The 20913-nt window shown below is 71.9% G+C and carries 16 protein-coding genes, 1 tRNA gene and 1 other RNA gene; 5 read left to right on the forward strand and 13 right to left on the reverse strand.

Translation table 11 applies throughout. The features are described from left to right. Window positions 1–81: 81 nt before the first annotated feature. From AB0C66_RS13190 to ffs, 5 genes are all read right to left on the reverse strand, one after another. Window positions 82–750 carry a DUF5063 domain-containing protein gene (locus AB0C66_RS13190; RefSeq protein WP_362436573.1) on the reverse strand — a complete coding sequence of 223 codons (669 nt, stop codon included), beginning with the start codon at window positions 748–750 and terminating at the stop codon, window positions 82–84. Further along, window positions 743–1342, reverse strand: coding sequence for a recombination mediator RecR (gene recR / locus AB0C66_RS13195; RefSeq protein ID WP_362436575.1), 600 nt, complete (start codon window positions 1340–1342; stop codon window positions 743–745). The genes AB0C66_RS13190 and recR overlap by 8 nt, the downstream gene beginning before the upstream one ends. A gap of 211 nt (window positions 1343–1553) precedes the next feature. Then, window positions 1554–1889, reverse strand: coding sequence for a YbaB/EbfC family nucleoid-associated protein (locus tag AB0C66_RS13200; RefSeq protein WP_201870403.1), 336 nt, complete (start codon window positions 1887–1889; stop codon window positions 1554–1556). Between the two features lie 315 nt (window positions 1890–2204). Continuing rightward, window positions 2205–4592 carry a DNA polymerase III subunit gamma and tau gene (locus AB0C66_RS13205; RefSeq protein WP_362436578.1) on the reverse strand — a complete coding sequence of 796 codons (2388 nt, stop codon included), beginning with the start codon at window positions 4590–4592 and terminating at the stop codon, window positions 2205–2207. Window positions 4593–4653: 61 nt separating this feature from the next. Then, an RNA gene (ffs, locus tag AB0C66_RS13210) (signal recognition particle sRNA small type) lies at window positions 4654–4750 on the reverse strand. 73 nt (window positions 4751–4823) lie between these two features. Between ffs and AB0C66_RS13215 the strand changes: the two genes are divergently transcribed. Then, a tRNA-Ser gene (locus AB0C66_RS13215) sits at window positions 4824–4908 on the forward strand. 626 nt (window positions 4909–5534) lie between these two features. Next, entirely contained in the window at window positions 5535–5870 is a 336-nt protein-coding gene (locus tag AB0C66_RS13220) for a beta/gamma crystallin domain-containing protein (RefSeq protein ID WP_362436580.1), read from the forward strand. Window positions 5871–6005: 135 nt separating this feature from the next. On the opposite strand, the gene AB0C66_RS13225 is transcribed toward AB0C66_RS13220, so the two are convergent. Together AB0C66_RS13225 and AB0C66_RS13230 are read right to left on the reverse strand one after the other, a co-directional pair. Next, window positions 6006–6959 (reverse strand): hypothetical protein, encoded by a 954-nt coding sequence (locus AB0C66_RS13225; RefSeq protein ID WP_362436582.1) that lies wholly within the window; start codon window positions 6957–6959, stop codon window positions 6006–6008. 93 nt (window positions 6960–7052) lie between these two features. Further along, complete coding sequence (locus AB0C66_RS13230) at window positions 7053–8618, reverse strand: amino acid permease (RefSeq protein WP_362436584.1); 1566 nt, start codon at window positions 8616–8618, stop codon at window positions 7053–7055. 585 nt (window positions 8619–9203) lie between these two features. Here AB0C66_RS13230 and AB0C66_RS13235 point away from each other — a divergent pair. Then, a complete protein-coding gene (locus tag AB0C66_RS13235) occupies window positions 9204–10604 on the forward strand; it encodes an NAD-binding protein (RefSeq protein ID WP_362436586.1) in 1401 nt (466 codons plus the stop codon). 323 nt (window positions 10605–10927) lie between these two features. On the opposite strand, the gene AB0C66_RS13240 is transcribed toward AB0C66_RS13235, so the two are convergent. Both AB0C66_RS13240 and AB0C66_RS13245 read right to left on the reverse strand, forming a co-directional pair. Next, on the reverse strand, window positions 10928–12568 hold the full coding sequence (locus tag AB0C66_RS13240; RefSeq protein ID WP_362436588.1) for a helix-turn-helix domain-containing protein: 1641 nt from the start codon (window positions 12566–12568) through the stop codon (window positions 10928–10930). Between the two features lie 250 nt (window positions 12569–12818). Continuing rightward, complete coding sequence (locus AB0C66_RS13245; protein ID WP_362436590.1) at window positions 12819–13532, reverse strand: TetR/AcrR family transcriptional regulator; 714 nt, start codon at window positions 13530–13532, stop codon at window positions 12819–12821. 121 nt (window positions 13533–13653) lie between these two features. Between AB0C66_RS13245 and AB0C66_RS13250 the strand changes: the two genes are divergently transcribed. Further along, complete coding sequence (locus tag AB0C66_RS13250; protein ID WP_362436592.1) at window positions 13654–14424, forward strand: siderophore-interacting protein; 771 nt, start codon at window positions 13654–13656, stop codon at window positions 14422–14424. Between the two features lie 29 nt (window positions 14425–14453). On the opposite strand, the gene AB0C66_RS13255 is transcribed toward AB0C66_RS13250, so the two are convergent. The 4 genes from AB0C66_RS13255 to AB0C66_RS13270 all read right to left on the reverse strand — a co-directional run bounded on the left by AB0C66_RS13255 (window position 14454) and on the right by AB0C66_RS13270 (window position 20035). Then, window positions 14454–15569 carry a PP2C family protein-serine/threonine phosphatase gene (locus AB0C66_RS13255; protein WP_362436594.1) on the reverse strand — a complete coding sequence of 372 codons (1116 nt, stop codon included), beginning with the start codon at window positions 15567–15569 and terminating at the stop codon, window positions 14454–14456. A gap of 119 nt (window positions 15570–15688) precedes the next feature. Continuing rightward, window positions 15689–16471, reverse strand: coding sequence for an IclR family transcriptional regulator C-terminal domain-containing protein (locus AB0C66_RS13260; RefSeq protein WP_362436596.1), 783 nt, complete (start codon window positions 16469–16471; stop codon window positions 15689–15691). 84 nt (window positions 16472–16555) lie between these two features. Continuing rightward, on the reverse strand, window positions 16556–18823 hold the full coding sequence (locus AB0C66_RS13265; RefSeq protein WP_362436598.1) for a terpene synthase family protein: 2268 nt from the start codon (window positions 18821–18823) through the stop codon (window positions 16556–16558). 90 nt (window positions 18824–18913) lie between these two features. Further along, entirely contained in the window at window positions 18914–20035 is a 1122-nt protein-coding gene (locus tag AB0C66_RS13270) for an acyltransferase family protein (RefSeq protein WP_362436600.1), read from the reverse strand. 170 nt (window positions 20036–20205) lie between these two features. Here AB0C66_RS13270 and AB0C66_RS13275 point away from each other — a divergent pair, with 170 nt between their 5' ends. Further along, the gene (locus tag AB0C66_RS13275; protein ID WP_362436602.1) at window positions 20206–20661 is read left to right on the forward strand and encodes a tellurite resistance TerB family protein; all 456 of its coding nucleotides are present in this window, start codon (window positions 20206–20208) and stop codon (window positions 20659–20661) included. The last annotated feature ends 252 nt before the right edge of the window (window positions 20662–20913 follow it).

The following is a 20913-nucleotide window of genomic DNA, read 5'->3' on the forward strand; positions in this document are numbered from 1 at the left end:
AGCCTTCTCGGAAACCCGGGGTCCCCGGTCCCGGCCCGGCCGGACCCGGTCACCGGCCCGGCCTGGCCTGGCCCGGTCGCCTCAGCTCTGGGCGGAACGGATCCCGAGCGGAGCGGCGATCTCGGCCGCCATGACCCGCCCGGCCTCCTCGGCGAGCTCCTCGTCACCACCCGTGACGGCACTGTCCGTGTCCAGGCCGTCCAGCTCGTCGAGCGGGCTGTCCAGCCGGACGTGCGCGACGAGCGACTGGAGTGCGCGCAGCGCGGCGGAGGCCATCGTGCCCCAGTTGGACAGGTACGAGAACTGCCACCACCACAGCGCCTCGTTGATCCGGCCCTCGCGGTAGTGGGCCATACCGTGCCGCAGGTCCGTGATGATCCCGGCCAGATCGTCGGAGATCCGGCTGGCGACGGGCTCGGCGCGCGGTACGTACGGGTCGAAGACCTCCGAGTAGACGTCGACCGGCTCCAGCAGCTGGGCGAACCGCTCCCGCAACTCGTCGACGTCCGGCTCGGGACCGGTGTCGGGCTCGTACCGCTCGTCCGGGACGAAGTCCTCGTGCGCCCCGAGCCGCCCGCCCGCCAGCAGCAGCTGGGACAGTTCGAGCAGCAGGAACGGCACGGCGCTGTCCGGTTCGTCGCCTCTGGCGACCTCGGTGACCGCGACGATGAAACTCTCGATCTGGTCGGAGATCTGGACCGAGAAGTCGTCCGGATCCGGATGGGCGTCATGCAACGTTGCGTCAGACATCGAGAAGTCTTCTCCCTTCGAAGGCACGACCCAGCGTGACCTCGTCGGCATACTCCAGGTCTCCCCCGACAGGGAGACCACTGGCCAGGCGTGTGACCTTCAAACCCATGGGTTTGATCATGCGCGCGAGGTATGTGGCCGTGGCTTCGCCCTCCAGGTTCGGATCGGTGGCCAGGATGAGCTCGGTGACCGTCCCGTCCGCGAGCCGGGCCAGCAGCTCCCTGATCCGCAGATCGTCCGGTCCCACACCCTCGATCGGGCTGATGGCTCCACCGAGCACGTGGTAGCGACCGCGGAACTCGCGGGTCCGCTCGATCGCCACCACGTCCTTCGGCTCCTCGACCACGCAGATGACCGCCGGGTCGCGGCGCGGGTCCTGGCAGACCCGGCACTGCTCGGCCTCGGCGACGTTCCCGCACACCGCGCAGAACCGCACCTTGTCCTTGACCTCGATCAGCGCGTGAGCGAGGCGGCGGACATCGGTCGGCTCGGACTGGAGGATGTGGAAGGCGATCCGCTGAGCGCTCTTGGGACCGACGCCGGGCAGCCTGCCCAACTCGTCGATGAGGTCCTGGACCACGCCCTCGTACACGCCTTCATCCAATCTCGCGCCGCCGCGCGGTGGCTGTACTTCACATGAATATTCGCGATATTCAGCTTCACTGCCGGGCCGGAACCAGGCAGTGGCCGGACCGGGGCCATAAGGCCCCGGGGGCACCCCGGGCCGACCCCCGATTCGACCCCCCGAGCCCGCCCCCTGGAGAGACCCCCGCGGAAGCCCCCTGAAGAGGCCCCCCGGAGCCTCAGAAGGGGAGGCCCGGCATTCCGCCCAGCCCCTGGGCGAGCGGGCCGAGCTTCTGCTGCTGGAGCTCCTGCGCGGCGTGGTTCGCGTCGCGGACGGCCGCGACGACGAGATCCGCGAGGGTCTCCGTGTCCTCAGGATCCACGGCCTTGGGATCGATGACCAGGCCCTGGAGCTCACCGGCACCGGTCACCGTCGCCTTGACCAGGCCGCCGCCCGAGGAACCCTCGACGGGGGTCCGGGCAAGCTCCTCCTGGGCCGCGGCGAGATCCTGCTGCATCTTCTGAGCCTGCTGCAACAACTGCTGCATATTCGGCTGGCCACCACCGGGGATCACGACTTCGCTCCTGGCTGTCGACGGTCGTTCTGTCGTTCCTTCGATAGCCCGAGCCTACGTGTTCGGAGGGCACCTCGCTCTACGCCGTACGGAGGAGAGCGGGGAGTACGGGTGGGAGGCCCAGGGGCTCCGCCGGGGCCGTACCGGGGCCCGGCGAAGGGCGGTGCCGGGGCCCGGCGAAGGGCGGTGCCGGGGCCCGGCGAAGGGCGGTGCCGGGGCCCGGCGAAGACCTGTATCGGGACCTGCCGAAGAGCCGTGCCGCGAGCCGTCGCCCACTCGTTCACGATCACTCGTTAAGTGATCACTCGTTAACGACTACTCGTTCACGATCTCTTCGACGACCGTGGCGCCCAGCTCGCGCACGATGAGGTCATGGCCGCTCAGCGCGGTGTCGTCGAGATCCGGATCGTCCTCGGACGGGGCGTCGTCCTCGGGCGAGAGGGGCGGCGGCTCGGGCTCCCGGTACGCCGGTGCCTCGGCGGGCGGGCCCCCGGCGCCCGGCCGCGGGGCGGGCTCGGGGGCGGAGGGCGCGGGGGTGGCCGGCCGGGGGGCGGACTGCTGCGGTGCCGCGGGCTGGCCTCCGCCGAAGCCGCCGCTCCCGGAACCACCGGATCCGCCATATCCGCTACCGGAACCACCGCTGCCGAAGCCACCGGAACCTCCCGGACCGCCTGCTCCCCCGGCACCGCCACCGCCGGACGGATCGACGATGGCCTCGATCCGCCACTGCACGCCGATGGAGTCGCTGAGGGCCTGCCGGAGCACGTCCTCACTGCCGCCGCTGACGAAACTGTCACGCGCGCCGGCGTTGGAGAAGCCGATCTGGAGGGTGGCGCCGTCGAACCCGGACACCGTCGCGTTCTGACTCAGCAGGATCCAGGTGAAACGGCGGCGGTTCTTGACCGCCTCCAGGATTTCCGGCCACATCTGACGGACCTGTACGGCGCCCTGTGCCATGTTCGGCGCGCTCTGCGGAGGCTGCTGCGCGGGGGTCGCGGGCGCCGGGGGTGCGGAGGGCTGCTGGGCCGGGGCGGCGGACGGTGCGGACGGGGTGCCACCGGCCGCGGCCGCCGTGGGCCAGCCCCCGGGCTGACGGCCCGCGCCCGCGGCATCCGCGCCGGGGCGGGCCTGGGCCCCACCGGAACCGGGTGCCGAAGCGGTGGGCCAGGCCCCGGGCCGGGCCTCCGCACCGCCGCTCTCGGTGGCGGTGGGGGGCGGGGGAGCCGCGGGTGGCTGCTGGGCGCCGGAAGGCCAGGTGCCCGGCCGGGCCCCGGCACCGCCACCGGCACCGCCACCGGCGGCGGGCGCTGACGGCTCCTCCGGAGCAGTGGGAACGGGGGCCGTGGGAACGGGGGCGTCCTGGGCCGGGGCCGGAGCCGGACCCCGCCCGCCCATCGCCGCGCGCGCGGCGGCGGGACCGGCCGGGTCCGCCGGAACATGCCCCTCGGGCCCGGGTACGTACCCCATCGCGGGCGAAGCGGCCCCCGTCGCGCCGGCAGCGCCCATACCGCCGCCACCGCCGCCACCGCCGAGGCCGCCCGCCAGGGCCCCCCGCTCCAGCCGTTCGAGCCGCGACTGAACCGACCGCTCATCGTCGAAGGCGGCGGGCAGCAGCACCCGCGCGCAGATCAACTCCAGCTGGAGCCGCGGCGAAGTGGCACCGCGCATCTCCGTAAGCCCCTCGTTGACGAGGTCGGCCGCACGGCTCAGCTCGGCACCGCCGAAGACCGACGCCTGCGCCTGCATCCGCTCGACCACATCGACCGGGGCGTCGATGAGCCCCTTCTCCGCCGCGTCCGGCACGGCCGCGAGGATCACCAGATCGCGCAGCCGCTCCAGCAGGTCGGCGACAAAGCGCCGCGGGTCGTTGCCCCCCTCGATCACACGGTTGACGACCTCGAAGGCGGCCGCGCCGTCCGCCGCCGCGAAGGCGTCGACGGTCGCGTCCAGCAACGAGCCCTCCGTATAACCGAGCAGCGAGGTGGCCATGGCGTACGTCACACCGTCATCGCTCGCGCCCGCGAGGAGCTGGTCCATGACCGACATCGAGTCCCGCACGGAACCCGCCCCGGCCCGCACCACCAGCGGCAGCACACCCTCCTCGACCGGGATGGCCTCCTGCCCGCAGACCTCCCCGAGGTAGTCGCGGAGCGTCCCGGGCGGCACGAGCCGGAAGGGGTAGTGGTGGGTACGCGACCGGATCGTGCCGATGACCTTCTCGGGCTCGGTGGTCGCGAAGATGAACTTGAGGTGCTCCGGGGGCTCCTCGACCACCTTCAGCAGGGCGTTGAACCCCGCCGAGGTGACCATGTGGGCCTCGTCGATGATGTAGATCTTGTAACGACTGGACGCGGGCCCGAAGAACGCCTTCTCGCGGAGGTCCCGCGCATCGTCCACACCACCGTGGGACGCGGCGTCGATCTCGATGACGTCGATCGACCCCGGACCGTTCCGCGCGAGGTCCTGACACGACTGACACTCCCCGCACGGCGCCGGGGTGGGGCCCTTCTCACAGTTCAGACAGCGGGCCAGGATGCGCGCGCTGGTCGTCTTGCCGCAGCCCCGCGGGCCGCTGAACAGATACGCGTGATTGACCCGGTTGTTGCGCAGCGCCTGCTGCAACGGGCCGGTGACATGCTCCTGCCCGATGACCTCCGCGAAGGTCTCGGGGCGGTAGCGGCGGTACAGCGCGAGGGACGACACGCTTACGACGATATCGGGGCCCACCGACAACCGAAGCCGCCCCGCTCCCCCACCCCACCAACGCAAGGGCCCCCCACGCACCCGCCAGAGCCCACTTACCCTTGCTGCCTTCCGGCCCTGGGGGAGTTCGGTGAGATAGCGCCACGTGAGGGGCTGGCCCCCACCCTAGCGGATGGACCGGGGTGGGAACGAGTTCGCGAGCACGGCATCCGGTCTTGTATTGTTCTCGGCGGAGGATTCGCCTAGAGGCCTAGGGCGCACGCTTGGAAAGCGTGTTGGGGGCAACCCCTCACGAGTTCGAATCTCGTATCCTCCGCACCCGCCCGCCAGGGCAGACGAAGGGCCCCGACCGGTTCGCCGGTCGGGGCCCTTCGTCTTGGCCGCCTCGAGTGACGTACGGGTCGCCGGTGTGACCCGCGCCACCCGGACGCATGAGCGGTGTTGGTGGGTGCCCGGGGCTGCCGCTCGTCGCGCGGCTGGTGGCTTCTCGGGGGAACGGCCGCGCCCTAGTTGGGGTGGCTTCGGCATCAGTGGGGCGTGTGTGGGGGCAGTTGGCGGCCGGGGCGGATGAGGGCATCCGGAATCGTGTCGCGAAAGCGCTTCGGGTACGTCGTGGATATATCCGCAGCCTTCTGGTGGGAGCCTTTCCATTATCGCGATGCGGGCGGTGCCGATGTGGTGGATGTGGGCGCCCAACAGGGGAAGACGATGAAAAAGCGGCGGAGGTTCCATCCTGTTGATTACCGCGCGGCTCTGGTCGCTCCCGATGGATTTGCCATCGCGCCCGCGCCTTACTCCACGGACCATCCACGGCCATGGCCCGATATTCGTTTGCTAGGAGTTTCCCCAGTACCTCCGGCGATAAGCACGGGCTGAGCCATGGGACGAGAAAGGCGCGGCTAGCCTGGGAGCGCCCAATTGGCCAGAGGATAGGAGCGCTTAATGAAGAACACGCTCAAGAGGATTGCGGTCACCGCCGCCGCGGCAGCGGCTGTGACCGCGCTCGCGCCCATGAGCTCGGCCTCGGCGATCAGCCGTACGGACTGCGGAAATCGCACGGACTTCGTGAAGATCTCGAACTATGGCGGCACCCAGTCGCTCTGCTATGCCAACGCAGGCGAGCGGAGCGTCCACATCTACAAAGTGAACCGCTTGAGTTCAGGGAACAACCGGGTCGAGTTCATACTTGGCGGCAAGAGGTACTACCTTGACAAGAACCGGTCGATAGTCGACGTCGAGGGCCTCGACCAAGAGCTGACCTGGATCAAAATCTACTAAAGACTTCCCGCTCCCACAGGGCGCCCATGGCCTCCGCGATATCCCGCAGCACGATGTCGGGTTCGCGGGGGCCATAAAGCATTCGCATTTCTGCCGGGCTCGAAAAAGCGGTATGTCGTAAACGCCTTCGCCGGGCTACGGGGGCGCGGTCGCCAGGCGCTCGTATTGCTGCGAGAAGCGTTCCAGCGGGTCGCCGTCGGCGTTCCAGGGCCAGGGGGTCGCCACGCCCGTGGTGGCGCGGAGGGCGGTCGCGGCCTCTTCCGTACGGGCGGATTTCACCAGGGCGAAGGCCAGGACGTTGATATCGGCCAGGGCCGCCGCGTGGCGGAAGAAGCCGGGGCGGGGCCAGTCCTGGGCGGCGCGGTCGAGGACCGAGGCCACCTCGGGGCGGCGCCAGTGGTCTCCGGCGCTGATGGCGGCCAGGCCGCCGGTGGCCACCGCGCGTTGGTGGCCGCGGACGATCGAGGTCATCTCCAGCCCGGCGGCGGGAGCGTCGTCGGGCATGCCGTAGCGGATCGAGTCGAGCAGATCGACGATCTGCACCGTGGATCCGCATTCGTCCGGGGAGAGATAGCCCAGCGCCTGGAGGTGCGCCTCGCGGTTCCAGGGGTCGCGGGCCTTGATCTCCCGCCAGACCGCGGACAGTTCCTGGTAGGGCCGTCGCTCATGGCGCAGCGTGGCCAGGTACACCACCCATGGGGTGGGGTCGGCGGGGAGCAGGTCGGCGGCCTGGTGGCAGGTGGCGCGGGCCTCGCCGAGGTCGGCCGGGGCGCCCTGCCTGCCCGCCTGGACCAGCTCCGACCACGCGTGCAGCAGCAGGGCGTTCTGGTCGCGCGGCTGGTGACGCCGCCAGATCCCGGGGAGCGCCCGCCCCGCGGCCGAGGCAAGCACACCGAGCCGGTGCGCCTTGCGGTCCCAGTCCTCCCCGGCGTCCTCGACCACCCGGGACACCTGGGCCACCACCGTGGTGTCGAGTTCACCGCGGGCCCAACTCGCCCCGAGGCGCTGCCGGACGCGGCCGAGGGGGACGTCGTCGAGTTCGGGGACCAGACGGGGACGGCTGCCCTTGCGGCGTCTGAAGACGGGCATCTCGGTCGGCGACCTTCCGGTGGGTGGGGGAGGCCGGCGGTGTGCCCCCGCACACCGCCGGCCCTCTGCGTTCACCCGGCCGCCACGCTTCGGCTACCGGGCCCTGGTGGTGCCCTCCTCGGCGGCGGTGTGCGAAGCGGTGCCCGCGGCGTGCGGAGTCGTGCCCGCGGCGGGCGGAGTCGTGCCCGCGGCGTGCGATGTCGTGCCCGCGGCGTGCGGGCGTACGCGCTCACGGACCAGGGCGACGGCCACCACCAGGGCGGCGACCAACACGGACAGCAGCACCTGGATCCTTCCTCCGCCCTCACTGTCGTCGGTGAGCATGTAGACGAGCACAAACGAGATCATCCCGATCGTCACCCAGGTGAGATAGGGGAACAACCACATCCGCACCAAGAGCTTCTCAGGATTCTCGCGAAGGATGATCCCGCGCATCCTCAGCTGGGAGAAGCAGATGGCCAGCCATACGAACAGCGCGACGGCGCCGGAGGAGTTGAGCAGGAACTGGAAGACGGTCTCCGGCCACAGGTAGTTGAAGCCGACGGCGACGAAGCCGAAGACGACGGAGGCGAGGATCGCGACCTGCGGTACGCCGCGGGAGTTGGTCCGGGCGAAGGCGGCGGGGGCATCGGCGCGCTGGCCGAGCGAGAAGGCCATCCGGGAGGCGGTGTAGAGGCCGGAGTTGAGACAGGAGAGCACCGCGGTCAGCACGATGACGTTCATGACCTGCCCGGCGTGCGGAATGCCCATCACATCCATGGCGGCGACATAACTGCCCTTGTCGGCGATGGCCTTGGAGTCCCACGGCAGTACGGACACCACCACCAGGATCGAGCCGAGGTAGAAGACGCCCACCCGCCAGATCACGCTGTTGGTGGCCTTGGTGACGGCGCGGCGCGGGTTCTCGGACTCACCGGCGGCCAGGGTGACGATCTCGCTGCCCATGAAGGAGAAGACGACCAGCAGCACACCGTTGAGGATCGCGTTCGGTCCGTTCGGCAGGAAGCCACCGTGTTCGGTGAGGTTGCCGAAACCGGTCGCGGCGCCGTCGGAGCCGGGCAGCACACCGGCGATCGCCAGCGAGCCCAGGATGATGAAGGCGGCGATGGCCACGACCTTGATGCCCGCGAACCAGAACTCGAACTCGCCGAAGGAGGCGACCGAGGCCAGGTTGGTGGCGGTGAGCACGAACATCACGATCAGTGCCCAGGCCCACTGCGGTACGGACGGTACCCAGCCCTCGAGGATGACCGCGCCCGCGGTCGCCTCCACGGCCAGCACCACGACCCAGAAGAACCAGTACAGCCAGCCGATCGAGAAGCCCGCCCAGCGGCCGAGCGCCCGGTCCGCGTAGGCGGAGAAGGAGCCGGAGGTGGGATTGGCCGCGGCCATCTCGCCCAGCATCCGCATCACCAGGACGACCATCAGGCCGACCAGGGCGTACGACAGCAGGATGCCGGGGCCCACGGCGGCGATGCCGGACGCGGAGCCGACGAAGAGGCCCGCGCCGATGACACCGCCGACGGCGATCATCGACAGATGCCGGTTCTTGAGACCGCTCTGGAGCTGCGAGTTGGGCGGGGCGCCACCGCCTGGGGGCTCGGCTGGGGCGCCGGGTACGGAGGGAGGGGCCACGGAAGCAGGGGGACGTGTAGTCATCTCGACATCCATTGCGTGGTGGGTGAGAGGTTTCGGCGGATCCGGCGGCCGGGATTCGCGTCATCGGCGGTGCGCACGGGGGAAGTGGGGGGTGCGCGGGTGTCGGTGGTGAGATCGGCCGGTCGTGGCCGCCGCGGGCAGGGGCCCGCGGCCCGCGGCCCGAGACCCGGGGCCCGAAGCCCGAGGACAGAGCGGTGCGTCCACGGGTCGCTCCGTCTCCTTGTGGGAGATCAACCGCAGCGACCCGTGGATGAATGTGCGCAAGCGTAGGCAGGGGGTCACGGCGGCGTACCTGTGAAGTTCGCCAATATCCCGGCCGAGAACTGTGCGAACGGCCAATGCGGTCGCCGGACGACCGGACATCCGGACTCCCGGCTCCCGGCTCCCGGCTCCCGGCTCCCGGCCATCCGGACTCGCGGGCTCCCGGATTCGCGGCGCGCGTACGTTCCGGCCGGGGCGGCGGCAACGTACGTCCGCACAACGCGACGACCCCCACGTTGGCCCGCCGCACAGCCTCTCGGCCCCCGCCGCCGTCCTAGCGTGAGTGCCCCGAGCCGACCGGAGGAGCCCGAGGGAGCGCACGCCATGGACACGGACGAGGGAGTGGCCGGGAGCGACCGGATCGTGGTCATCGGCGCGACGACCCTGGCCCGGCGGGTCTGCGCGGCCATCTCGGAGAACGGCCGCCCTGTCCAGCACCTCGCCGCCCCCGACGACCAGGACCTGCGGCGCGCGCTCGCCGTACCGCCCGCCGGGGTCGCGGTGCTCGTCGGGGACGACCTGTCCGCGCTGCGCTACGCCCTGGCCGTACGGCATGTCCGCGACACCGTCCGGATCGTCGCCACGGTCTTCGACCGGACCGTGGCACGGCAGCTCCAGTCGCTGCTGCGGCACTGTGTGACGGTCTCCCCCGCCGATCTGCTGGCGCCGTCCCTGGCCGGGCCGTGCGTGGCACGCGGTGTGCTGGCCGTATGGGACGACGGGCGGGGCGGTCCGGTCGCGGTCGTCCGCCGGACCGACGGCAGCCTGGCGGAGACGGCCTGGCGGCCGAGCGCGGCGGCGCGGCGGCGGGCCCTGTTCGGGCGGCTGCGCGGCCAGTTGCAGCCCCATGACGCGGACGCCCGGCTGCTGCTCATCGGGCTCCTCGGCATCGCGGCGGTGCTGGCGCTGGACTGGCTGTGGCTGGTGACCGCCTTCCACAAGCCCGCCAGTACGGCCTTCCTGGAGGCCGCCCGGGTCGTCGCCGGGGTCGGGCCCGCCGCGCCGCACGAGGGCCATCCGGGATACGAGGTGATGTCAGGGGTGGCGATGCTGGTGACGGTCGGTTTCACCGCCCTGCTCACGGCGGGCATCGTGGACCGGCTGCTCGGCGCCCGGCTGGTCGGCGTCCTGGGCCGACGGGTGTTGCCGCGCGCGGGGCATGTGATCGTCGTGGGGCTCGGGCAGGTGGGGCTGCGGCTGTGCCAGACGCTGCGTCAGGTGGGGGTGCCCGTCGTGGGGGTGGAACGGGAGCCAGCCGCGCCCCACCTCCGTCTCGCGCGCTCGATGCGGATCCCCGTGGTGCTCGCGCACGGCGAGGACCGCGAGGTGCTCGCCCGGCTCGGCCTGGCCCGCGCGGACGCGCTCGCCGCGGTCGGCTCCGAGGAGCTGGACAACATCGCCGTCGCCGTGGCCGCCCACGGGGTGGCGCCGGAGGTCCGGGTGGTCCTGCGGGCCGGTGAGGACGAGGCCATCGCCGAGACCCGCGCCCTGCTCCCCCTCGGCCTGACCCGCGACATCACCCGTACCAGCGCCGCCTATGTCACCGCCCACCTGACCGGTCTCGCCCCGCGCCGCGTCATCGCCGACGCGGACTGCGACTACGTCGACCTGCCGGACCGTGGCCTGACCGCCTGGCCGGTCCCCGCCCGGGACGACTGCGACCACGTCGCGGCGGAGCCGTCCGCCCCGCCGGCCGACGTGCCCGCGACGCTCCCCAGAAGCTGACGGACGTGCCATCGCCCGCACGGCCTGCGCCCGATCCGCGCCCGATCCGCGCCCGATCCGCGCCCGATCCGCGCCCGATCCGCGCCCGATCCGCGCCCGATCCGCGCCCGACGACGGTCCCCTCGGCGCGCGACCTACGAACCGGCCCTCCGGCCCCGCCCTGCACCGCGTCGCAACCCCAACGCGGCAACGGGGTGCGGAAGTTGTCCATACCCCGCGCCCCGGCCACAGCCCTCCGGCATACGGCATACGGGCAGGCCCCCGGCCGCGGGCCGACGGACGGCCGGTGGGCGTACCCCGCACCCGCCACCGTCCCGGGAGGGTCAGGCTTCGGTTGGGGGGAGGCGGAGTTGGAGCATTGCCAGGAGGCGCTGGTCGGCGCGGGTGAGGTCGAGGCCGGTGAGTTCCTCGGCGCGACGGATACGGTAGCGGAGGGTGTTGGGGTGCACGTGGAGTTCGGCGGCGGCCGCCCGGACGTCGCCGAACGCGTTCAGAAAGGCCAGGATCGACACGGCCAACTGTCCCCGGTGGCGGGTGTCGTGGGCGACCACGGCGGTCAGCCGGGGGTCGCGCATACCGGGGCGTTCCGCGAGCAGCCCCAGCACCTCGCTGACCAGCACCTCCGCCTGGATGTCCGGCAGGGCCGCGACCGTCGTGGGCACCCCGGCGCGCACCATCGCGTCGAGGATGCGGTCCGCCTCGCGGCGTGAGGCGGGGACGTCGGCGAGCCCCGGAACGATGCGGCCGACGGAGCCGCGCAGCGGCAGGCTCAGGTGCCGTTGCGCCGCCTCGACGATCTCCTCGCCCCAACTCCTCAGCGTGCCGAGGTCGATACTGCGCGGAAGCTGCGGCAGCAGGACGTAGATGCGCTGGTCGAGCGGGGTGACCAGGGCGCTGCGGTGGCGGGCGGCGGTGTGGACGGAGATCAGGTTGGTGACCTCGGCGCGGGCCAGTTCCGGTCCGGTGGCCCCGGCGGTGCCGTAGGAGAAGCCGAGCACGGCGGCCGGGCGGGCCGGGTCCACGCCGACGTGGGTGGCGAGGGGCTGCGGGCCGGTGCTGCCCTCCAGGAGTCCGGCCGAGAGGGTCGCGGTGAGCGTGACGTCGGCGGACAGCTCCCGGCGGCGCCGTACCAGGTGGAGCGCGGCGACGCGGGCCGCGCCGGTGAGCGCCTGTTCGGAGCGCTCGGTCAGCGGCACCGCGCCCTCTTGCACCCAGATGGTGCCCAGCTGCCGGTCACCGGAGCGCACCGCCACCGCGAGACGGCGGCGGATGCCCAGCTCCGGGTGGCTGTCGATGGAGATGACTTCGTCGGAGGCGCGCAGCCGCTGGAACACGCCCCAGCGGCGCAGCCGGGACAGATACGCCTCCGGGCCCTGCCAGCCGAGGATGGACAGCCGCCGCAGATCGTCGACCTCGTCGGAGTCGGTGGAGCGGGAGTAGGCGAGGACCCGGTTGGCGGTGTCCTCGATGCTGACGATGCCTCCGGTGAGGACGGCGGTGGTCTGGGCGAGCGAGAAGAGGTCGCCCTCGCCCTCCTCGAACCCCTCCCCGTCGCGGTCGAGCGGTACGTCCTCGAGGGCCGCGCGGGCCAGGGCGTCCACCTGCTCCCAGCGCGCGTCCCGCCGTACGGAGAGCAGGGCGACCCCGGCCTCGGCGGCGGCCTCGGTGAGGGCTCCGGCCTGGCCGGGGGTGTCGACCTTGACCGCGACGGCGGCGGCTCCGCCGCGTCCACCGGCGCGTAGCGCGGGCAGGGCGGCACGGCCGCGGACGCCGATCGCGAGGACCAGTTCCCCGGGGTGGGTGACCGGTTCGTCCTCGGGGTCGAGCAGCGCGACACCGCGGATGGGGACGTCGAGCCCGGCGGGGGCGGCCTGGAGCTCGACCAGGGGTTCACCGAGGGACATCAGCAGCTGGCGGAGGCTGATGCCGCCGCCGGAGTGGGGCGCCTCGGCCGTTGGGTCCATTTTCGACGCCTCTTGACGCTGGGGTCGGTGGGTCGGTGGCCCGCGCTCGTACGGCGATGCCCTGGTGCCACGGCACCGTGGGCGCGGCACCGCTCGGCCGCGCTGGGGAACGAGGCCCACAGTACTGATGTTTTCGGCCAGGGCAACCGCCAATGGCGATCCCGGCCCGCCGCAGGTCAGCACGGGTGCGAACGGGGCCGGTGGGCTACCGGGGAGTAGGGCCGGGCAGCCGTACGCGCGACCGGCCCGCCTACCGCGTGTACGCCAGCCCCAGCCGCTCGCACACCTCCCGCAGACACTCCTCGAAGACCGGCTCCATATCGGTGTACGCGAAGTCCAGTTGGTGGAGGACCTCCAGGCACAGCAGCCCGTAGAGCCGGGCCCAGCAGGAGAGACAGACGTGGACGGCCTCGAGCGGCAGCCGTCCGTCGAGTGCCTTCGTGTAGGCGGCCAACTGCTCGCGCAGCGAGGGGTCGAGGTCCTCGGGGCCGGGGACGGGGAAGGGGCGGGTCTCCCAGAGGGCGGCCACCTGGTCGAGCAGTACTCGCTCGAAGCGCTGTCCGGCCTGATGGCGCGCCGAGTCCTGCCGCCTGTCGGACGGCGGGAGGGGGCTGGTGAAGATCCAGCCGAACTCGGCGGGGTGCTCGGTCGCCCAGCTCCGCATGGCACGGCAGACGGCCAGCAGCCGGGGGGCGGGCGGGCCGTCGGCGTGGCGGTCGCGGGCGGTCTCCATCCGCTCCGTGAGCTCCTGGAAGAAGTCCGCGGTCACCGCGGAGACCAGCGCTTCACGGCTGGAGAAGTAGTGATAGAGCGCGGGGCCGCTCATCCCCACCTCGCGCGCCACGGCGTTGATCGTGACCGCCTCGGACCCCTGGGCCGTCAGCAGTCCGCGCGCGGCGGTGCGGATCTCCTCCAGGGTGGCCCGGCGAAGCCGTTCCCGACGGGTCCCGGTCTGCGCAGCCATCGAATCGGCCCTTCTCTCCGTGTGGTTGGCGTCATGTCGCCGTTGACAGTCTAGGGCATCTATGTTTACTTAATGCCTCTAGAAACACCTAGAAGTCATAGACAGAGAAGGGGCGGCGAGGATGACCGAGAACTCGGACGGGGGCCGCAGGAGGCGCAATCCGCTGGCCGGAGCGCTGGCCAAGTACACGCTGGACACGGTCGTCACGGAGACCGGACCGGTCACCCCGAGCATGCGGCGGATCCTGCTGCGCGCCGACGGGCCCGTCCCGTTCGCCTGGACACCGGGCCAGCACGTCCGGGCGCAGATCAACGACCCGCTGTCGATGGCCGGGATCCTGCGCCCGGGAGAGACCCTGCGCACGTACACCATCTGGGAGTTCGACGCCCAGGAGCGCACGCTCGAACTGCGGGTCCACCTCTACGGGGGTGAGGGCATCGGCCTGCGCTGGGCGCGGACGGCGGCCCCCGGGGACCGGGTCACGCTGTGGTGGCCGCAGGGGGATTTCGTCCTCCAGGAGGCGCCGTACCACCTGTTCGCCGGAGAGGAGACCGCGAGCGTGGCCTTCGGCCCGATGCTCCGGGCGGTGGGCCCCTCGGCCCGGGTGTACGGCGTACTGGAGAGCGAGGGACCCGAGCACGATCCCCCGATGCCCGTTCCGGACCCGCTGCGCCGGGTGCACCGCGACGGCGCCTCCGCCGCCTCCTCCACCACCCTGCTCAACGCGGTCACCGCGCTCGAACTACCCGCGGCGGCCGGGTTCGCGTATCTGGCGGGGGAGGCCAGGACCTGCCGCATGGTCCGCGACCATCTGATGCGGGACCGCGGCTGGCCGAAGGCCGCGATCAAGCTCAAGCCGTTCTGGGCACCGGGCAAGCGCGGCCTCCACTGACAGACACCGGGTACCGCGATGGAGACCGGTCAGCTCAGCGGCACCTCGGCCGCGGCGGGCATCCCGCTGGTGACCGGTTTGCGGAGCAGCAGCAGCGCGGCGTCGTCGTGCAGCCGTCCGCCCACATGGGCCAGCAGATCGTCGTGGAGGCTGGCGAGGGTCCGGGACGGCTCCTCGCAGATATGCCGCGGCACCCGCTCCATCAGGGGGAAGTACTCCCGCCCCCGGTCCCGCGCCTCGATGACCCCGTCGGTGTAGAGGAGCATCTGGTCCCCGTCGTCGAACGGCACCAGCTGGAGGCTGGGCAGCTCCCCGCCCAGGGACGCCAGCCCCAGCGGCGGGGCCGGGCGGGTCGGCTCGACGGCCACCACACCGGACCGGTTGACCAGCAGCGGCGGGGCGTGGCCGCAGTTGACGAGCTCCATCCGGCCGGACCCCGGGTATCCGGCGACCACGGCGGTGACGAAGTCGTCGGGGGCGAGGTTGCGCGCCAGGCTGCGTTCGATCCGGCCGACCACATCCAGCAGATCCGGTTCGTCGTAGGCGGCCTCGCGGAAGACACCGAGCACCAGGGCCGCGGTGGACACCGCGGGCAGCCCCTTGCCCCGGACATCGCCGACGATCAGCCGGACCCCGTAGGGGCTGGACACCAGAGCGTAGAGATCGCCGCCGACCCGGGCCTCGGCCGCGGCGGCGCTGTAGCGGACCGCCACCTGGAACTGGCCGACCTCCGCGGGCACCGGCCTGAGCAGGGCGTTCTGGGCGGCCTCGGCGACCGAGCGGACGGCCGCCAGCACCCGTTCCCGGCGCCGTCGCAGCAGACTGGCCAGACAGCTCGCCAGCGTGACGGCGGCCACCGCGGCCAGCATGATCGCCCGGCCGCGTACCGGGGTGTCGGTCTGGGCGCTGAGGAAGCCGCCGACGGCCACGGCGAGCAGACCGATCCGCAGAACCGACCACGGCCCGCAGAGCGCGGCGGCCAGCGCCGGGCCGACGGCGAGCAGCGGCAGCCAGCTCATCCCGGCACCGGTGAGGAGGTCCAGCAGGGCGACACCGCAGATGATCAGCACGGGCACCACGGCGCCACGTTGTACGGGGGCACAGGGCCGGTCCGGGTCAGACAAGGGGAATCGGGCCTGGATCATGTCCTGTTTCGCTGCTCTCTTTTCCCACGCGGGCTCTACACGGTCAGGGGGGAACGGACAGCTTTGTCCGTTTCATCCAGGGAAACAGCGATTCCATACTCGCGGCAAGGGCCACGTTTTCAGATAGTGAGCGAAAGGCTCCTGGTCACCCGGTCCGCGGTGGGCACCAGCCGCCGCCGGACCCGTTGCAGCCGCTCATCGCCCCGGTGACTGAGCGGAGCCGCCCGGTCCGCCCGTAGCGAGACCCCGAGCGAGCCGAGCCGGTCCCCGCTGTAGACCGGCACCGCGAAGCAGACCGTGCCGAGCGCGTACTCCTCCAGGTCGACCATGAGCGGGGGCCGCGGTCTGACGTCGAGGCGGCGCAGCAGCTCGGCGGGGCGGGTGACGGTCCGGGGGGTGAGATCGGCGAGCGGATGGCGGGAGAGGTAGTCGTGGCGGGCGTCGTCGTCCAGCTCGCGCAGGACGCATTTGCCCAGCGCGGTGGCGTGCCCGGCGTCCTCGAACCCCACCCAGAGATCGACTCGCGGCGCCCGCGGGCCGTCCACGATCTCCGCGACCCGGATCTCGCCGTCCTCGTAGAAGGTGAGGTACGCGGCGGCCGACAGCTCGTCGCGCAGCGCGGCGAGGGCGGGCCGGACACGGGCCAGGAGCGCCTGGTCCTGGGCGCCGCTCTGGAGGGAGTGCAGCTTGTCGCCTATCACGAACCCGCCGTCGGGCAGCCGACAGATGTAGCCGTCGTGCACCAGGGTCCGCAGCAGGTGGTAGGTGGTGGCCAGGGGCAGCCCCACTTCACGTGCCAGCTGCTTCGCCGGCGCACCGCCCTCGTGTGCGCCGACGGCTTCCATCAAGCGGAAGGCCCGCTGTACGGAGGTGATGAGCGTAGGGCCCGCCTGAGCACCCATATCACCAGCTTGCGCCCCTCGCACCGGCCAGGCAAGGGCCGCCCGCCGCCGCGACCCTGCCGCCGGAGCCACGGACGCGGGAGGCTACGGACGCGCCCCCACAGCCAGCGGGATCCTCGCGGCCGAGGTGCCCAGGCCCGTCGGACCGCGCCAGGAAGACGGCCCCACCATCGCACCCCCGGCCGGAGGCGCCAGCCGGTGGCCCAGCTCCTCGTCCCGGTAGCGCGGGACCTCCCGGTGCCAGTTGTGGATCCCGGTCATCCAGTGGCGCAGATCGCGGACATAGCCGTCCAGGGCGGCCCGGGCCTCCCGCCCCAGCCCGAAGTCGTCGCGGAGCACCGGGAGTTCATACGCGGCGACGTGCTGGAACTGCCGCATCCGGGAGGTCAGCAGATCGTGGACGATGGCGAGCCCGGCCGGGTAGTCGCAGTCGAAGAAGTTCCGCACGACCAGGATGCCGTTGTGGAGCTCGCCCTCGGCCTCGATCTCCTTCTGGTACGAGAAGACGTCGTTCAGCAGGGTCGCGTAGTCGATGGCCGCGTTCTCCAGGGACCGGACCGGACCGCTGCGGTAGATCTCGTCCGGCAGCCGCTGCCCGTGGGCCAGCCGGCACAGGCTCATGGTGAGGTCGGAACCGAAGGTGTGCCGCCGCATCTCGATGTAGTCGACCGGGTCGGGGATCCGGTGCTGCGCCTGGTTGGCCAGCTCCCACAGCCAGCTCGCGAGCATGTCCTCGATCGCCTCGCGGAACGTCCGGCGCGCGGTGTCCGTCATCGGCCCCGCGGTACGGCCCCAGAGGTCCCCGAGCGCCCGCTCCAGCGCGTTCGCCGGGACCGCGGTGGGGGCGGCGGCCGCGTCCAGCGGCATGAAGGCGCCGAGCCGCTCGTTGCACGCCGCGGCCCCGGCCAGATCGTGGGTGCGGCCGAAGACCGCCGGGTAGTAGTCGTCCGCGTAGGTGCCCCAGGCCAGCCAGCCGGACGCCAGGTCGACCTCCTCGGGCGTACCGTCCGGATGGATCCCGGCCGCGCACAGCGGGAGGTCGGCGGCGAGCAGCCGGTGCTCGTCCCAGACGTAGGAGCCGGGGATACCGGGCTGCGGCTGGAGGATGCCCATCCGGTGCGACCAGTCGACCAGATGGCGTCGCGCCCCGTTCAGATGCGGACTGAGCCGGAGGGTGAACGGCATGGGGATGTCAGGGATCCGGGACGGCCCGACCTTCTGGAACGGGACATGGCTGAAGCCGCGGCTGCGGGCCGCCTCCGCCCGCCCGGTGGTCAGCCGCAGATCCGCGGCCGAGGTCCCGAGGCCGCCGCCGCCGATGCCGATCAGCCCGAACGGGGCCGCGGGGGCGGCACCCGCCCCGCCGCCGTTCATATAGCGGCTGGACCGCAGATGCCATTCATGGCCGCCGGACTGCCAGTCCTGGAGCCCCTTGACGTAGGCCAGGACGCGCGAGCGGCCCTCCGGGTCCAGCTCGTGCTCGGCAAAGAGCGGGCCGAGTTCGGTGAGCGCGGTGTTCTCGAACTGCTGGAGCCGCGAGGTGAGCAGGTCGTTCACGGCCTCCGCGGCCTGCTGGGTGGAGCAGCCGAGGAAGGTCTCCAGCACCAGGACGCCATTGCTCAACTCGCCCTCCTCCTCGATCTCGCGCTGATAGGAGAAGAGGTCGTTACGGAGATGGACGCCGTCGGAGAAGGCGTCCCGCAGCACCCGCAGCGGCCGGGACCCGGCGACGGCCGCCGGGACCTCGGCGCCCGCCGCGTACTCCACCAGCCCGGCCGACCACGGCGCGCCGCCGACCTTGCGGCGCATCTCGATGTACTCGACCGGATTGGGGATCCGGTCCGCGTTGATGTTGGACAGCTCCCAGAGCGACTCGTTGAGCAGGTTCTCCGTCGACTCCCGGAACCGCGCCCGCCACTCCCGCGACATGGCGGGCACGGTGCGCGCCCACAGGTCGGCGAGACCCGCCTCCACCGGATTGACCGGCTCGGGGGTGTCCGTGGCGGCGTCCATCGGCATGAAGGCGGGCAGCCGGTCCAGGTACGCCTTGCCGCCCGCGCGGTCCTGGGAACGCTTGAAGGTCTCCAGGAAGTGGTCGTCGAAGAAGAAGACCCATACGTACCAGTCCGTGACCAGGGACAGGTCCGCGGCGGAGCAGTCGGGGTGGGTGTAGGCGCACAGCAGGGCGTAGTCATGGGCGTCGAGGTCCCGCTGTTCCCAGATGCCGGAGCCCTCGAGCATGCCCATCTCGCGGGCCCACCGGGTGGAGTGCTCCCGCGCCTCCTGGACACAGGGGTTCAGCCGCGCCGGATACGGCAGGTAGAAGTCGGGGAGTTGGAAGGGCTGTGTCACTGGTGCGCCGGCGCCTCTCGGTGCGAGGAATGCCCGGGACCGTACGGCGTCCGGGCGGAACGGCTGCGCACTACCCGCGGCCCGGACCAGCTATCCGACAGGCCCATTAGTCACATGAACGGCCGGTGCTTTTCGGCCCGTCTGGCGCGGTACCGTCCGCGCCCGGACCGGTGGCGTCTCGGGGGCGGCGCGGCGGAAGGCCCACTCCATTCTGGGCTCCATCGCGAACCGGAACAGCCGCCGCACGGGCGGCGCGCACAGCGCGGTCACCACGGCCGCCGCCAGCGCCGTCACCACGACCGCGCCCAGGGGCCGGTGCACCCAGGGGTGGTCGTACCAGCCCCAGAAGCGGGAGCCCTTGGCGAGGAAGCCGTGCAGCAGATAGCCGTACAGCGTCCCCGCGCCCAGGGAGCTGTACCACGTCCGGCGGCCGGGCACCCAGGCCAGGAAGCACACGGTGAGCAGCGTCGAGCAGCCGAACAGCGCGAGCGCTATCACCGCCCCGCTCCACCAGGGCGCGCCCAGCTCCTGGGCGCTGTCCCGGTGGTAGAACCAGGCCGGGCTCATCCGCGGCACCGCCCAGTAGGCGAACACCAGCGCCCCGCTGAACACCGGCACCGCCAGCCACCGCACCGCCCGCCGCCGCACCATCCGGACGTGCTCGGGCCGCAGCTGGAGCCCCAGCACGAAGAACGGCAGGAACTGGAGCACCCGTTGGAGGTCGAGGTCGTCACCGATACCGGGCGAACAGGCGGCGAGCGCCGCGATGGTGAGGGCCAGGGCCAGCGGATGGCGCGCGATCCGCCACAGCGGGGTGGTCAGCCGCCAGATGAACAGCGCGATCAGGAACCAGGTCAGATACCAGGGGTCGAACAGGCTGACCGGATGGGACGGATCGTCGTCCGCCGAGCGCTTGAAGAGGCTGTAGGCGGTCTCGAAGAGGACGTACGGCACGGCGACCCCGGTGACCAGCCGCCGCAGCCGGTCCGGACCGAGGTCGAAACTCCGTGAGAAGTAGCCGGAGATGAGGATGAAGGCCGGCATATGGAAGGCGTAGACGATGAGGTAGAGCGCGGCCGCCGCTCTGCTGCCGCTCCGCAGCGGCTCCCATGCGTGGCCCATCGCCACCAGCACGATCGCCACGTACTTGGCGTTGTCGAAGAACGCGTCACGGTCCCGACGTCCGGGACGTAAGGATGCGGAGTGAGGCATTCCACGGACCCTAGTGGCGCCCGTCCGGCCGCGCCCGGAATGGCTCACCTCTTGCGTACCGGGTTGCGTACCGCGTGTGGGCGTCTGTCGGTCTGTAAGCTTCTACAGGGTTGTAGATCTACAGAACTGTAGATACTGACGTCCGACCGACGACCTCCGATGGAGTGGTTATGGCCCTGTGGGACCGCATCAAGGACTCCGCCCAGACGATGCAGACTCAGCTGCTCGCCAAGAAGAACGACTTGCAGAGCGGAGCGTTCCGCGATGCCAGCATGGCGATGTGCGCGCTGGTGGCCGCGGCGGACGGTTCGGTCGACCCGGCCGAGCGCCAGCGCGTCGCCCAGCTGATCGCCATCAACGAGGTGCTCCAGAACTTCCCTCCCGACGAACTCCAGCGGCGGTTCGACGAGTATCTGGACACGCTCGCGGCCGACTTCGAGGTCGGCAAGGCCAGCGTGATGCAGGAGGTCGCCAAGGCGGGCAAGAAGCCCGGGGAGGCGCGCGCCGTCATCCAGATCGGCATCGTCATCGGCGGCGCCGACGGCGACTTCGACGCGACCGAACAGGCCGTGGTCCGCGAGGCATGCTCCGCCCTGGACCTCCCCCCGGCCGAATTCGACCTCTGACGGCCGGGGCGGCACCTGGCCGTTGAACCCTTGGCGCTTGGAGCGCCCGGAGGGGCTACGGTGCGCGCCCGGCGCCGGAACGTGGGTCCCCGCGGGCGGGCGGCCCCCTGACGGCCGAACGGCTCCTGCCACGCGGCACTCCGGCCGTTGGCGCGTCCGGCGGGCGGCGGTGCGCACCGCGCCGGACCGGGTGCGCGGTCGACGTCCTGCTCGCCACCACCGTCATCGAGGTCGGCAGCGGGCGCCGGAGTG

Origin of the sequence: Streptomyces sp. NPDC048636, assembly GCF_040650655.1 — a bacterium.
Classification (GTDB): Bacteria; Actinomycetota; Actinomycetes; order Streptomycetales; family Streptomycetaceae; genus Streptomyces.

What these genes read in the sequence shown, in the direction of transcription:
- AB0C66_RS13255 (WP_362436594.1), bottom strand. Translation starts at nt 15,569, where the DNA reads ATGATCCAGGCCCGATTCCCCTTGTCTGACCCGGACCGGCCCTGTGCC.
- AB0C66_RS13235 (WP_362436586.1), top strand. Translation starts at nt 9,204, where the DNA reads ATGGACACGGACGAGGGAGTGGCCGGGAGCGACCGGATCGTGGTCATC.
- AB0C66_RS13275 (WP_362436602.1), top strand. Translation starts at nt 20,206, where the DNA reads ATGGCCCTGTGGGACCGCATCAAGGACTCCGCCCAGACGATGCAGACT.
- AB0C66_RS13250 (WP_362436592.1), top strand. Translation starts at nt 13,654, where the DNA reads ATGACCGAGAACTCGGACGGGGGCCGCAGGAGGCGCAATCCGCTGGCC.
- AB0C66_RS13225 (WP_362436582.1), bottom strand. Translation starts at nt 6,959, where the DNA reads ATGCCCGTCTTCAGACGCCGCAAGGGCAGCCGTCCCCGTCTGGTCCCC.
- AB0C66_RS13245 (WP_362436590.1), bottom strand. Translation starts at nt 13,532, where the DNA reads ATGGCTGCGCAGACCGGGACCCGTCGGGAACGGCTTCGCCGGGCCACC.
- AB0C66_RS13230 (WP_362436584.1), bottom strand. Translation starts at nt 8,618, where the DNA reads ATGACTACACGTCCCCCTGCTTCCGTGGCCCCTCCCTCCGTACCCGGC.
- AB0C66_RS13270 (WP_362436600.1), bottom strand. Translation starts at nt 20,035, where the DNA reads ATGCCTCACTCCGCATCCTTACGTCCCGGACGTCGGGACCGTGACGCG.
- AB0C66_RS13190 (WP_362436573.1), bottom strand. Translation starts at nt 750, where the DNA reads ATGTCTGACGCAACGTTGCATGACGCCCATCCGGATCCGGACGACTTC.
- AB0C66_RS13240 (WP_362436588.1), bottom strand. Translation starts at nt 12,568, where the DNA reads ATGGACCCAACGGCCGAGGCGCCCCACTCCGGCGGCGGCATCAGCCTC.
- AB0C66_RS13260 (WP_362436596.1), bottom strand. Translation starts at nt 16,471, where the DNA reads ATGGGTGCTCAGGCGGGCCCTACGCTCATCACCTCCGTACAGCGGGCC.
- AB0C66_RS13220 (WP_362436580.1), top strand. Translation starts at nt 5,535, where the DNA reads ATGAAGAACACGCTCAAGAGGATTGCGGTCACCGCCGCCGCGGCAGCG.